Here is a 13,081-nt window from a genome sequence, read left to right as displayed (position 1 = left end):
GATTAGATCATAAAATTTTTTATAAAACAGGTATTTCAATTTTAATGTATTCTGTCAACAAATAGGCAAAAGGGCATTTGTGAGCGACTTCAATAAACATCAAGCGAAAAACGATAGGAACATACAGACCATTGAAGCTGCCTTGATCCCAAAAGACTATTCAGTCAAATAACTGTTCATCCATAACAGCACTAAAAGGAGCAACAATGATGGCTCCGAATAAAATCCATCGTCAAATGTGCAGCGAATGACTTTTCCAAGTTTGATCCCCTCTATAAAACCATCTGCTCGCCAGTGATGAAATGATGCCTACTTTACTTGTCGCCTGATGATTCAGTCAGACTGATGAATGCTATTCTTAAAAAGTTCGTTGCCTGCTCTTTCCAAAAATCGTCTTAATCTCAATCCTTCTGATATTTTTTAAATTTATCTAAAGAAAATGTGGATTCCATTGTAAGCGTTTACTTAACTAAACTTTTCTGCTATACTATAAGTGTAAGGAGCAAGGATTCCCAGTAAAGCAGACGAAGAAGGTTCTGCAAGAAAAGAATTGTTGTCAACTTAAACTAAAAACAAAGGATGTGGGAATTTGAGTTACTCCTTACTAATTGAATAGGATTCGGCGAATGTGAGCAATACGGATGTGATCATAGTGGACATAAGAACCTTGAGATCACAAAAACAACAGCGAAACATATAGTAGCTAGTTGTTACGTACCTTTCGTCGAATCTATTTTTTTGTCAAAAAATAGTTTAAGCATCACTACCCAATGTTGTTCCAAATCATGCTATAATAAACAGCATTGATTTTATTATAGATGGAGCTATTGTATGAAATACTATTATCATTTTATCGTTAATCCTGAAGCGGGCAGTGGTCGGGGCCAAAAAGTTGCCAAAAAAATTGAGGCTTTGGTTCAAAAACGTCGTTTTCCCCATCAGTTCTATTATACGGAATATGCTGGTCAAGAACTGGATCTTACTGCTTCTTTGCTGGCACAGGTCTTGATTCCTTGGGATGATATCTACCTAGAAAACTCAGAAATGCTCTATCCCCTTTTGATAGTAATTGGTGGCGATGGAACCTTGCATCAAGTGGTGTCTCACCTGCAAGAATCGGAAAAAAATATTCCCTTAGGCTACATTCCAGCAGGATCCGGTAACGACTTTGCAAGAGGGATGCATTTACCAAAAGAACCTGAACAGGTTTTTTGGAAAATTGCTGGAACCTCCTCACCTCAAACGGTTACGATCATCCATTATCATGAACAAATCCAGGATGAAACTGGGTTTGCAATCAATAATATCGGTATTGGATTAGATGCCTCCATTGTTTATGCTGCGAATCATTCTGCTGCAAAGTCAAAGTTGAATAAGTTCAATCTTGGCTCTTTTGCCTACTTATCAGCGATACTGAATGTCTTATTCCGCCAGAAAGGATTCCCTATCCTCGTTGAAACCAATGGACAACAGCTAAGTTTTTCCAAGGCCTTTTTATGTACAACTACGAATCATCCTTATTTTGGTGGTGGGGTCGCGATTGCACCAACTGCTGATCTGAGTGAGGATAAGATCGATTTTGTTCTCGTTGAGCGAGTTGCATTGTTCAAAATTTTTTGGTTATTAGCATTATTGACCCGCAAAAAACAAATGAAATCTCGCTATTTTCATCATTTATCAACGAATAAACTTCGAATCGTCTCTACTGTGCCGCAACATGGGCAAGAAGATGGAGAAGAAATGGGTAAACGGCCTTTTGATATCACCATGACTACTGCGAAACAACTGATTTGGAGTTAAAGAAAGACACGCGCAAAAAAACGATGCCTCTTGATAACAAGGCGCATCGTTTTTTTGAGTCAATTAAGCGAAACTTTTTTTGCTAAACCATTGACTGTCTTTTTTCAAAACAAATTGGATAATCAAAAATGCACTGGCAAACAAAACTAAGATAAAACAATTCATCCAAAACTTCGTAAGAAAGTCCCCATTCACCGAGGTTGTATTACCAATTAAAAGATTATTTTGAACAAACCAATAAGTGGGTGTGAAAGAAGCAATTTTACTAATAAAGTCGGGTAAAAAATCTGCTGAAACAAAGACTCCCCCTAAGAAACAGCTTCCCATAATATAAACATTTGAAATTCCGCTCAGTGCCTCACTATTTTTAACCAATGAGGTGATACAGGTAGAAAATGTCACAATCGGCAAGAAAAAGCAGAGCACATTAAGCAGCAGGTACCCTGTCATTCCGGACCATGTATTGCGAGTAAATAGGAGTAGTCCAATCGTAAAACAAGTGGTTAGTAGTAGTGAGTAGCCCAACATGCCGAGAGAAATTGCCCGATTCAATCGTCGGGTTGATACAGGCGATACTTGATTGCGATTCTTGATCTCTTTGCGATTAAATACTAGGTTGACCACACCATAACCGCTAAAAATTGCCAGAAACAAGCCATAAGCAAGGGTGTTGAAGACGGAACTACCAAATTGGTGATTGACCCCCTCGTGATATCCGCTACGAATCGTTTCATCGCCTTCGATGACCGATGTCGATATAGTTTTTTTCAACGCTGTTTCACTATTGCCGGTTGCTTGATAAAAAGCAGTATACGTGGATAGAAAAGTATTTACTTGCCCCTCAACCAAAGTCTTAGCAAAAGCATCCGGTCGAGATTGGGCATTGATCACTGATTGCTGGCCCGATTCGATCTTCTCAGCGAAGCCTTTCGGTAAAAATAACACATAGTCAACTTCACCAAAATACAATGCATCGTCAATCCCTCGTTGGCTGGTATCATTCAATTCAACAACAGTTTGTTTTTCTTTTAAATGGTCGATCAGTGCCTTGCTCAATGCGGAGTCCTCTTGTGTGACGACAGCCAGATTGACACTAGTCATCGCTGTATCTGTAGAGAGCATCGTTCTTGCATAAAAGAAGGTGGTGATTACGGTGACAATCACTGCAATCACTAAATTTACCTTATTGGCTTTCAAAATTTTCACAACTGTTTTATACAGCGACATACTGAACCCTCCTTTCAAAGAGCAGATTACTAAAACTAATCATCAAGATAAAAGCAGTTAGCCAAAGAAGATTGCCGTAGAAGTCTTCTAGTGAGCGATAATAATAAAGTTGATAGAAACTTTCGCTGATCAGATTAACCAGATTCAGCTTTGCGAGTAATGGAACATGCAAATCGATCCAGTATTTGATCTCTTGCGATCCCATCATTCCGGCAAAAAAGCTCATAGTCATCGTAACGGCAATCCCCAGCCCCTCTTTTTGTGCCAGTCCCATACTAGGTAACAAGTTTCCTACCAAATTACCTAATAATAAAGCATTTAACGTACCAAGAGCTGCTACGAGCAAGATCCATTGCCAACGCTGGCCAAAATCTACTTGATAAACAAAATGAAAAATGCTTAAAATCAGTAGGACTTCTGTAAAAAACACCGTGAATCCAGCGAGAATATTCGCTGAGAAAACCAGCAATTTTTTTTGTGGTATTACTGAAAGTCGGATTCCTTTTGAGGATTGATTTGCCTGTTGATCTTGGGCATTTCTTATCCCCCACATAAATCCATACAATATCGCCATTGCCACTAATGTGAAGAAATAAAAGCTCTTAATACTCATATTCTGATTCTGATTTTCTTCCTTTACAAACGCTGATCCAACTGATAGAGCTGACAGTTGCTTTTCTGTCAAAGGCGCCTCTATTGCCATCAATTCATTTATCTTCTCATTTGTCTGTAAAAATCCGTCCATTACATTCTTTAGTATGGTCTGAGAAAGACCGGTACTGGCGATGGCCAATTGGATCGATGACGGATCAAACGTATAATAACCTGCAATGTCGCCTTCTTCTAATCGCTGTTCGGCCTCCTGCTTAGAAATTTCTTGGATTGAAAAAAGAGGCGCTTCCCCCGATTTTATTTGCTTTAAAACATCGACAAAAGCTGCTTGTTTTGCCAGTTGTTCGTCATTCGTATCTTGAAGTGGTTCGCTTACAATACCAACAGGGATTGTTTCGATTTTCCCAGATTGGTCAATCTCGCTAAATGCGATAGAAAACATCAACCCTAGCAGCACTGGGAATATCAATGTCCAAAATAGTAAGGATTTATTACGAATCAAAACTTTCAAGCGATACAAGTATAAGTGTCCAAACATGGGCTTCCTCCTAATCCCTTAATTCTTTGCCGGTAATTTCCAAAAATACATCATTCAACGTTGCTTCTCCTGTGTGGATCTTTGTAAACGCGATATGTTCATCCTCTAAATAGCTTAGGACAGGTAAAAGAACTTCTTTCATCTTTTTGGTTGTGATCGTCAAACGTTCTTCCCCATAGCTGACATCGACAACGTGAGGCAATCGTTGAATGTCCTCGATCGCTGTATCTGGAAGTAGTGGAATATCGATCACCAGATTTTCGGTACTGCGTACCATATCTTTCAGCTGTTCTTTGGTTCCTTTTGCAACTACCTGTCCTTGATCCATAATTACGATTTGATCGCAAAGAAGTTCAACTTCCTCCATATAATGCGTCGTATAAACGATGGTTGCACCTTGCCGATTTAATTCTTTGATACTATCCAGAATTTTATTACGGCTTTGAGGATCGACGGCAACCGTGGGTTCATCAAGAAAAATCAGTTGAGGCTTATGGGCAATCCCACAAGCGATATTTAAGCGTCGTTTCAACCCACCACTAAGTTGCTTCGGATAGAATTTTCTGAATTCTTCTAATCCCACCAATGAAATGACTTCTTCGATCAATCCCAGTCGTTTTCCTTTGTCGGAAACATAGAGGCCACAAAAATAATCAATATTGTCGTAAACAGTCAACTCTTCGAATACCGCGATATCCTGCGGCACGACACCAATTTTTTGTTTGGCTTCATAATTTGTGGGGGTCATCTTTTCCCCGAACAATTGAATGGTCCCTTTATCAAAAGTCAACAATGACAGCATACAGTTGATAGCAGTAGATTTCCCACTTCCATTCGGACCTAAAAGCCCGAGCACTTCTCCTTCCTTGACCTTCAAATCAAAGTGATTCAATGCCAGAAAATCACCATAACGTTTTACTAAATTGTCAATTTCAATAATCATCGAAAAAACCCCTTTCCAAATACTTCTTACTATGACTATAATTAAAAACAAAAAGAATAACCAGTGAGGATTCGCTAAAATAAAAGTGACATTTGTCATTTCTCAGGAGCCGATTATGTCAAAAAAACATTCTATCAGTGAGCTTGTCTGCTATTTTCTTCTCTGTGGTGGGTTGATGTCAGTGAATGGATTTCACACACTAGATTTGACCTACTTGTTGATTGTGGTTATTTTAAGTGGTCTTTGCCTGTTGCTTCAGAAGGGAACCTGGCTGTTCATAGGCATCTTGATCCTTCTGAGCTTTTTATGGCCTACTTACTACTATTTTTTCCCATATGTCTTTCGTTCAGCGAGGATTTCAAAAAATCAAGACCGTATCCTATTGGTCATTCTTTGTTTGCTGCTAATTTTCTCACCGCATTCTTGGCCTATACGTATTGTATTGATTCTATTGGTCTGTTCCGCTTCTTACTTGAAAATGTACAGTTTTGAATTTCACGCGTTGCAAAGGAAATTCAATTTAACCAAAGATACGACTTGGGAAAAAGAAACCCAATTGCGCCAGCAAAACGAACAACTCAAAATCTCTCAAGAAACCGAGCTTGCCTTACAAATCGCTGAAGAACGAAACCGGATTGCTCGCGATATCCATGACAATGTTGGCCACCTGCTTTCCAGTGCGATCTTGCAGGTGGGCGCTATGGAAGCAATCAATCAAAGCGATTCTCTCCACAAGCCCTTGGATCAATTAAGTCACACCTTGCATTTAGGAATGAACCGCATCCGTGAAAGTGTTCATGACTTACATGCCCACTCTCTGCCTTTTCCGCAAGCATTGGACTTTTTATTAACGGACTTTCAGTTTTGTCCTGTTGAAGTCATAGGAACACCTCCGGATCACCTCACTCAAATAGAACAAAACGTCTTGATTACTGTCATTAAAGAAGCATTGACGAATATCATGAAACACAGCTGTGCAACCAAAGTAACCTTGCATTTTAAACAATTACCCGCTTTTTATCGCCTGCAAATCAAAAATGACGGGACTGGTAACATCCCCGCTCCAAGAAGCGGGATTGGCTTACAAACGATGCGCCAGCGAATCAATCAAGCCAATGGACAGCTTCATATTGTCCAAAAAGAGAATTTATTTCAGCTTACGATTATTTTACCTAAGGAGGACTGTGAATGATTCAAGTTGTAATCATCGATGACGATATTCTCGTGACCACTTCGTTAAAAACGATTTTAGAAGCTTCCAACGAAATCATCGTAACGGGTATTGGCCATAGTGCCGCAGAGGCGGTTGCATTGTACGATGAGAAGAAACCAGCCATTTTACTGACCGACATTCGAATGCCCGGCGGAACCGGCTTAGACGCTGCAAAAATCATTTTGGCTAATGATCCACAGGCAGTGATTTTGCTTTTAACGACTTTTGATGATGAGACCTATATTCGAGAAGCATTGGATCTTGGTGTAAAAGGTTATCTTATCAAGCAGAACCTTTCGGCTATCGTTCCTTCGCTCAAAGCCGCTTACAACGGTCAGGCAGTATTTGGCGCTGAAATTGTCACTAAGTTGCCCACGCTGCTAAAAACTCAAGAATCCTGTCTGGATAAGCAGTTTTCGGAACGGGAAAAAATGATTTTGAGGGAACTCGCCTCCGGCAAAAACAACAAAGAGATTGCCCAAGAATTATTTCTCAGTGAAGGAACCGTCCGCAACTACATAAGTAAGTTGCTTGAAAAACTAGAACTTCGGGATCGCACCCAGTTAGCTATCTATTATTATCAACAGCTGCACTAAAAAACACGTAAGAGCATTCAGGTGCTTGCCCATCTAAAGACTCAACGTCTTAGATAGGACCAACCTATGATTGCTCTTACGTGTTTGTTTGCTTTCAGACTCAAATGCTTCCTGAACTATTTGGATTCGTTGGGTTTGTGGGATTTACATTCGGTGCCCAAATTGGCGGAACCTTATCCAATTTCTTTTCAAGCCCCGTTTCCTCTTGTTCGTCTTCTTGATCCGGACTTTCATCAAGCTTATATTCTTTTTCTAGCTCATCCAATTTCTTGAAATTGCTGTTCTCTTCTTTTGCTTCTCTTGCTAATTTTTCTAATTTGTCATCTGTTTCTTTCGCCATTTTGAAAACGCCTCCTTTGGGTACTAGCTTAGCATGTTTCGCTAAAAAACCCAAAAGAAAGCGCTCATTTTCCTTCGATTAAAAAGATTTTCTATAAATTATTAGGAAACCAGAAAATCATAAGGCGACAGATTCTCCATACCAATCATTGGGTCAATGGCATTTTTTTGAACCATTTCGATCGTCAATTCTCTAGAAATTGGCTCTTCTGGTACAGTTTCAGCCGCTAATAACTCTGTTGATGGTTTGTCTTCTGCTGTTTCTTCTACAATGTCAGCCATTGAGGTGGTAGCAAATAGATCGATTTCCTGTTTCTGAATCGGTGGTTCTTTGCTAACTGTATCTGTTGAGACTGTCTTGTTTTCACTTTTTGCAGGAACTTCTGGCGAATCGATGGTAAAAGGATCGTCCGCTTCTTCATACTGTGCCAGTCGTTGCCGCTGCAAAGGAGTCATCGCTTCGCTTCCATTAATCCGTTCTTGCAAAGTAGTCAATCGTGTAGCTGATTCATGGGTGACACAGGTCTGATAGGCTTGCGGTTCCCCTAATAAAATCAACAGCTCTTTACTGCGGGTTACTGCCGTGTACAACAGATTTCGCTGCAGCATTCGTTGATATTGATGAACCATTGGCATGATCACCATCTTGAACTCGCTACCTTGCGCTTTATGGATCGAACAGCAGTATGACAATGTGATCTTATTCCATTCATTGCGCTTGTAAGTCACTTCATTGGCGTCAAATTGGATGACCAATTCGTCTACTTTGTCTTCCGATTCCTTGGCTGGAATAATCCCCACGATTTGTCCCATATCTCCGTTAAACACATTGTCTTCCGGCGAATTGACCAGCTGCAGGACTTTATCACCGATACGGTAGACCGTGTCATTCCAAGTCACTTCTTTTTTGGTGCCATCATTGGGATTGAAAATTTCCTGCATCATCTTGTTTAATGCATCAATCCCTGCTGCGCCGCGATACATGGGTGCGAGCACTTGAATGTCTTGGGGGGTGAAGCCCTTAGCCTTGGCTCGTTGAACGATCTGTGCAATCAATGGCTCAATTTTGTAGGCATCACAGCTAAAGAACGAACGATCTTTTTGATTTTGTGTGAAATCTGCTGGTAACTGCCCATTTTTAATGGCATGTGCCAATGGAATGATGCTTGAGCCATCTCCCTGACGGTAGATTTCAGTCAATTCCTGTTTTGGAATGGCTTCAATTTCCAAAAGATCATGCAGCACTTGTCCGGGACCCACTGAAGGCAGCTGGTCTTTGTCGCCGACAAAAATCACTTGCATGTTCGTTGCAATCGACTTGAATAAGGTATTGGCTAACCAGGTATCCACCATTGACATCTCGTCCACGATCAGCAAACCACCCTCAAGTTCCTTCGCACTAACGCTAGGCGCCTTCTCACGCCCATTTAAGCCTAATAAACGGTGAATCGTCCCACTAGGAAGTCCGGTTGTCTCATTCATGCGCTTCGCGGCTCTTCCTGTCGGAGCAGTCAATAAGATGGGAAACATTTCTTCTGTATACTTTGCTGGATTTAAATCAAGATCATTCAATTCTGCGAACAATTGCACGATCCCATTGATCACAGTGGTTTTCCCTGTTCCGGGACCCCCTGTCAGAATAAACAATGGGGAGTGGATCGCTTCTTTGATGGCTTCTTCCTGGGAAGAACCATAGACGATTCCCAATCGTTTTTCAATTTTACGCAATGTCTTTTCGACGGTCTTTTTAGGGTACTTGATTTCTTTTTTCCGCGCCAATAAGCGTTGGATCGAATTGGCGATCCCCCACTCAGAAAAATACAAGCTGTTTTCATACAACTTGGTTTCTTCTTGCTGGATCTTGCCTTCTTCGACAAGTTCAATAATCGTATTTGCCAAATCATCTGGTGGAATTTCTATCGGACGACTGGTTTCCAACACTCGTAAAGTCTGTTCTAGCAGGTCTTGAGCGTGAATATAGGTATTGCCGGTCTGTAAAGATTGGGCAAAAATCTGGTGCAGCACAGCCGCACGATAGCGCTGGGGCGCTGTGGCTTCGATACCTAGCTGTTCTGCGATATTATCTGCTCGTTTAAAACCGATTCCTTCGATATCTTCCACAAGCTGATAAGGATTTTCTTGAATGATCTCTAGTGCTTGATTTTTATAGGCTTGATAAATAGCAAAAGAAAGCTGACTCCCAAATCCATAGCGGCTTAATCCAACGATCACTTGATCCATGCCATGATTAAGTCGTACCGTATCGAGAATCATTTTTCGTTTACTTTCATTCAAACCGGGAATCTGTTCCAGCAATGCCGGTTCCTCTAGCATGCGGTCGATCGCCTGTTCTCCCAGAAGTCCTACGATTTTTTCAGCCGTCTTTTTACCGATCCCCGGAAACTTCTCTCCTGAAAGGTAATTGATCAGACCTTGCTCTGAGGTGGGTTGTTCCTGTTGATAGCTGTCCACTTTTAATTGGACACCGTATTTAGGATGATTGACCAACTCGCCATAGAACCGGTAACTCTCCTCTTCTTGAATCTCACCAAAACTTCCAGTGACGACGATCTCGGATTCTTTGTAATCGGCATTATTTTCTGTCACTTTGACTAAAAGAACTTTATAGAAATTGCTAGGATTTTGAAAAAAGATCGCGGCAACATGGCCGACAAAAAATGTTCTTTCTGGATTCATGACGCCGCTCCTTTCACCTATAGTAAAGCATCTAAACCGTCTTGATTTTTTAGAAAACTTGCATCGTTCCAACGGATCAATTCAAAAGGCAGCTGTTTGTCTGGACCAGTTTCTAAGATGGTCAAACTATTGTTAACTAGCCCCCCTTGTTCTCGCAATTGGGCCAATTTTTTTCCAGCTAACCATTGAATAGCTGCTGTCAATGAAGCGCCGTGACCAACAAAAAGCAACGGACCCGTGTGCTTCGCCACAGCTGTCGTTACTACTGTCTCAATCCGCTTCAGTGCCTCTTCGATAGGCTCTCCTTGAAAGATGGTGGGATCATAGCGGTCAAGATGGTGGCGCAAGTCTGCCAACTCTTGCGGGTATTTCACCTGCATGTCATCAATGATTTGCCCTTCTAGTTTTCCCAATCCTAGTTCCCGTAAGCCATCAGTATAAACAATTTCCACTGGCTGTTTCAATTTTTCCAGAATTCCTTGTGCGGTTGTTTTTGCACGTAATGAGGTACTGGAATAGATTTTCTCAAAAGGTACATCTGCGATTGCTTCACCTAAAAGTTGAATTTCCTGATAACTTTCCGGCAATAATGGCGAATCCCCCATCATTCCTTGAAACCGTCGCGCCTGATTCCATTCTGTTTTGCCATGACGAGTAAAATATAACTGCATCGAACAAGCCTCTCCCATCAACTATGTTTAATCTAATTTGTCATTGTCGTAATGATGTGTCAGTTCCAGTTCTGGAAATCCCTGTTGCCGTAAAGCTTCATAAATAATCAATGCCGCCGTATTGGACAGGTTTAGCGAACGCACATGGGCGTCATTCATTGGAATTCGTAAACATTTATCTGCATGTTCCCGCATAAATGTTTCAGGCAATCCTGTTGTTTCTTTCCCAAAAAGGAAAAACTGATCTTCATGAACCGTATAATCTACCTCGGAATAGACCCGATTGGCAAATTTAGAAATCAAATACAAAGGCCGCTCATCCAGAAATGTCATGAATGCCGCTAAATCTTTATGATAAGTAATGTGAACATCATGCCAATAATCAAGCCCCGCACGTTTCAAATGCTTGTCATCTGTTGAAAAACCTAATGGCTCAATCAGATGTAAATGAGTATTGGTAGCTGCGCAAGTCCGAGCGATATTGCCGGTATTGGCAGGGATCTGTGGTTCAAATAAAACAATGTGATTCATTCGTAAAGACTCCTTTCAATTGGTAGCCAATTGTCTCTCAATAGATTCTATAGTACCATATTTTGACTGCATTGGTTTGTTTACTTCCATTAGATTTACTGAAACTTTGAGCATAAAAAAAAACGTACCAACTCGGTGTCAATCACTGCGAGTCGTTACGTTAGTGAAGCTCTTTTCACTAACTTTTATCAGAACAGGAACCTGATAAAAACCAATGAAAAATGACTTGAGAACAATATATCATCCCCACGGCATGATTGCAAGGGTATATAACAAAAAAGTTCAAAAATTTTTCAAGAAAATTTCGCGACTAGCAACTCAATATCGACAGTTATTTCGTGTAATGGGTTTTCCCGAACTTTTGCGATTTGCTCTTGAGACGCGCCCCACTCCAACGGAGACATGGCCAACAAGTCCAAACGCCGAGCTTCTGGAATCGCAAAGGAATAACTGATTCGTTCCCGACTGCCTTGAGGATAGTTTTCAAAAAACTTTTCGACGACTCGTTCATTGGAATAAATTTGTTTGGCCGTATCCTCTGGATAGAAAGCCTTTCGCAATTCTTTCAGATACCCTGCTGCTGGCACAACTTTGATCACTTGGCCGCCAGGCTTGATGATTCGCTCGAATTCCTGATAATTAGAAGGCGAAAATAAATTCAAAATCGTATCAAAGCTGCCCTCTGCAAATGGCAAGTTCGTTAGATCTGCTACACACCAAAAAGCCGAAATAGCATGATTGGTCGCTAAGTAAACACCTTCCTTGGCAATGTCAAAACCGATCGCCGTTTTTTCTTGTCCTGCTAATAATTGGGCGAGAAAGCTGCCTTCCCCACAACCAATATCTAAAATTCTCTCTGACTGTTCCAGATGTTTTGCGATTGCCTCTAAAACCGGCCCATACATGCCACTTTGAATCATGCGGCTCCGCGGAACAAACATATCTTGATCATAGTCTGTTTTCACCGGATGATCCAGAAAAAATAGCGTTCCTTTCTTTGAAAGATCAAAGCGGTGACGATTTGGACAGATCAGTCCGCTTTCGTTGGCGACTACTTTCTGATGGCACAATGGACACGCAAATAAGTCGCTGTGGGACGCCAGAAAAAGTCGCCCACGATCGATTTTTTTCAACATATCAAATCCCTCTTCTCCTTCTTACTTTAGCATAGACTTATGGTAAAATGCTAGTGTAGAATAACAGCTTAAAAACGGAGGAATACGAATGTTAAAAGAATTTTGTGCCGAAAATTATACGATGATCCCATTAGCGATCAGTCGGGGTGCCAAACGGATCGAACTATGCGACAACTTGGCTGTCGGCGGAACTACCCCGAGTACTGGCGTGATCGAAGAAGCCTTGAGTTACGCTGGTGAAAAAAGTGTGCCAATCATGACGATGATTCGTCCTAGAGGCGGCGACTTTGTCTATAATGACATCGAGCTTAAAATCATGCACACTGACTTGATCGAAGCCAAGAAATTAGGAACTGACGGCGTGGTGTTTGGTTGTTTGACCCCCAGTGGTTGGCTGGATGAAGAAGCACTGGAACTTCTCATTGAAACGGCGGAAGGTTTGCAGATGACCTTCCATATGGCTTTTGATGCTATTCCTGCTGCTCGGCAGTTTGAAGCCATCGACTGGCTAGCTGATCATGGTGTCCATCGGATTCTCACTCATGGAGGACCAGCAGGAACGGCCATCGAAGATCACTTGGAACGGCTAAAAGAACTGATCGCTTATGCTGGAGATCGTTTGATTATTTTGCCAGGAGCAGGTATCTCTTATAAAAATGCCCAATCGATCGCTGATCAACTAGGCGTCTTGGAAGTCCATGGAACCAAAATCGTCGATTTATCCGATTGATTATTCAAATAAGTAATGCCTGTCGCTAAGGACAGTCTCGACAAAAGA

At 41.3% G+C, this 13,081-nt stretch carries 12 protein-coding genes; 4 read left to right on the top strand and 8 right to left on the bottom strand.

Annotated elements, in window-relative coordinates:
- The first annotated feature begins 831 nt into the window (after positions 1-831).
- Entirely contained in the window at positions 832-1,800 is a 969-nt protein-coding gene (locus Q0A12_RS12940) for a diacylglycerol kinase family protein (protein WP_291293051.1), read from the top strand.
- 63 nt (positions 1,801-1,863) lie between these two features.
- Here Q0A12_RS12940 and Q0A12_RS12935 read toward each other — a convergent pair whose 3' ends face one another.
- Genes Q0A12_RS12935 through Q0A12_RS12925 form a run of 3 tightly spaced genes read right to left on the bottom strand, consistent with a single transcriptional unit; the run spans position 1,864 to position 5,120 of the window.
- Positions 1,864-3,027, bottom strand: a complete 1,164-nt coding sequence (locus Q0A12_RS12935; RefSeq protein ID WP_291293050.1) for an ABC transporter permease — start codon at positions 3,025-3,027, stop codon at positions 1,864-1,866.
- A complete protein-coding gene (locus Q0A12_RS12930) occupies positions 3,014-4,177 on the bottom strand; it encodes an ABC transporter permease (protein WP_291293049.1) in 1,164 nt (387 codons plus the stop codon). The genes Q0A12_RS12935 and Q0A12_RS12930 overlap by 14 nt, the downstream gene beginning before the upstream one ends.
- A 10-nt stretch (positions 4,178-4,187) precedes the next feature.
- On the bottom strand, positions 4,188-5,120 hold the full coding sequence (locus Q0A12_RS12925; RefSeq protein ID WP_291293048.1) for an ABC transporter ATP-binding protein: 933 nt from the start codon (positions 5,118-5,120) through the stop codon (positions 4,188-4,190).
- Positions 5,121-5,235: 115 nt separating this feature from the next.
- Here Q0A12_RS12925 and Q0A12_RS12920 point away from each other — a divergent pair, with 115 nt between their 5' ends.
- Together Q0A12_RS12920 and Q0A12_RS12915 are read left to right on the top strand one after the other, a co-directional pair.
- A complete protein-coding gene (locus tag Q0A12_RS12920) occupies positions 5,236-6,312 on the top strand; it encodes a histidine kinase (RefSeq protein ID WP_291293047.1) in 1,077 nt (358 codons plus the stop codon).
- A complete protein-coding gene (locus tag Q0A12_RS12915) occupies positions 6,309-6,929 on the top strand; it encodes a response regulator transcription factor (protein WP_291293046.1) in 621 nt (206 codons plus the stop codon). The genes Q0A12_RS12920 and Q0A12_RS12915 overlap by 4 nt, the downstream gene beginning before the upstream one ends.
- Positions 6,930-7,029: 100 nt before the next feature.
- On the opposite strand, the gene Q0A12_RS12910 is transcribed toward Q0A12_RS12915, so the two are convergent.
- The 5 genes from Q0A12_RS12910 to Q0A12_RS12890 form a co-directional block, all read right to left on the bottom strand.
- Positions 7,030-7,269, bottom strand: a complete 240-nt coding sequence (locus Q0A12_RS12910) for a cold-shock protein (RefSeq protein WP_291293045.1) — start codon at positions 7,267-7,269, stop codon at positions 7,030-7,032.
- 101 nt (positions 7,270-7,370) lie between these two features.
- On the bottom strand, positions 7,371-9,965 hold the full coding sequence (locus tag Q0A12_RS12905; protein ID WP_291293044.1) for an ATP-dependent RecD-like DNA helicase: 2,595 nt from the start codon (positions 9,963-9,965) through the stop codon (positions 7,371-7,373).
- A gap of 17 nt (positions 9,966-9,982) precedes the next feature.
- Positions 9,983-10,636 (bottom strand): histidine phosphatase family protein, encoded by a 654-nt coding sequence (locus Q0A12_RS12900; RefSeq protein WP_291293043.1) that lies wholly within the window; start codon positions 10,634-10,636, stop codon positions 9,983-9,985.
- 27 nt (positions 10,637-10,663) lie between these two features.
- Positions 10,664-11,167, bottom strand: coding sequence for a tRNA (uridine(34)/cytosine(34)/5-carboxymethylaminomethyluridine(34)-2'-O)-methyltransferase TrmL (gene trmL / locus Q0A12_RS12895; RefSeq protein WP_291293042.1), 504 nt, complete (start codon positions 11,165-11,167; stop codon positions 10,664-10,666).
- A 293-nt stretch (positions 11,168-11,460) separates the two neighbouring features.
- The gene (locus Q0A12_RS12890) at positions 11,461-12,303 is read right to left on the bottom strand and encodes a methyltransferase domain-containing protein (RefSeq protein ID WP_291293041.1); all 843 of its coding nucleotides are present in this window, start codon (positions 12,301-12,303) and stop codon (positions 11,461-11,463) included.
- Positions 12,304-12,391: 88 nt separating this feature from the next.
- Here Q0A12_RS12890 and Q0A12_RS12885 point away from each other — a divergent pair, with 88 nt between their 5' ends.
- On the top strand, positions 12,392-13,033 hold the full coding sequence (locus Q0A12_RS12885; protein ID WP_291293040.1) for a copper homeostasis protein CutC: 642 nt from the start codon (positions 12,392-12,394) through the stop codon (positions 13,031-13,033).
- The last annotated feature ends 48 nt before the right edge of the window (positions 13,034-13,081 follow it).

The sequence above is a fragment of the Enterococcus sp. genome (genome assembly GCF_022711995.1).
Taxonomy (GTDB): Bacteria; Bacillota; Bacilli; order Lactobacillales; family Enterococcaceae; genus Enterococcus_D.
The sequence above is the reverse complement of the archived record's forward strand: the minus strand, read 5'-3'. Positions and strand labels throughout refer to the sequence as shown.

Coding starts and splice junctions, on each gene's coding strand:
- Q0A12_RS12900 (WP_291293043.1), bottom strand. CDS start 10,636: ATGCAGTTATATTTTACTCGTCATGGCAAAACAGAATGGAATCAGGCG.
- Q0A12_RS12930 (WP_291293049.1), bottom strand. CDS start 4,177: ATGTTTGGACACTTATACTTGTATCGCTTGAAAGTTTTGATTCGTAAT.
- Q0A12_RS12925 (WP_291293048.1), bottom strand. CDS start 5,120: ATGATTATTGAAATTGACAATTTAGTAAAACGTTATGGTGATTTTCTG.
- Q0A12_RS12920 (WP_291293047.1), top strand. CDS start 5,236: ATGTCAAAAAAACATTCTATCAGTGAGCTTGTCTGCTATTTTCTTCTC.
- Q0A12_RS12915 (WP_291293046.1), top strand. CDS start 6,309: ATGATTCAAGTTGTAATCATCGATGACGATATTCTCGTGACCACTTCG.
- Q0A12_RS12910 (WP_291293045.1), bottom strand. CDS start 7,269: ATGGCGAAAGAAACAGATGACAAATTAGAAAAATTAGCAAGAGAAGCA.
- Q0A12_RS12935 (WP_291293050.1), bottom strand. CDS start 3,027: ATGTCGCTGTATAAAACAGTTGTGAAAATTTTGAAAGCCAATAAGGTA.
- Q0A12_RS12905 (WP_291293044.1), bottom strand. CDS start 9,965: ATGAATCCAGAAAGAACATTTTTTGTCGGCCATGTTGCCGCGATCTTT.
- trmL (WP_291293042.1), bottom strand. CDS start 11,167: ATGAATCACATTGTTTTATTTGAACCACAGATCCCTGCCAATACCGGC.
- Q0A12_RS12890 (WP_291293041.1), bottom strand. CDS start 12,303: ATGTTGAAAAAAATCGATCGTGGGCGACTTTTTCTGGCGTCCCACAGC.
- Q0A12_RS12940 (WP_291293051.1), top strand. CDS start 832: ATGAAATACTATTATCATTTTATCGTTAATCCTGAAGCGGGCAGTGGT.
- Q0A12_RS12885 (WP_291293040.1), top strand. CDS start 12,392: ATGTTAAAAGAATTTTGTGCCGAAAATTATACGATGATCCCATTAGCG.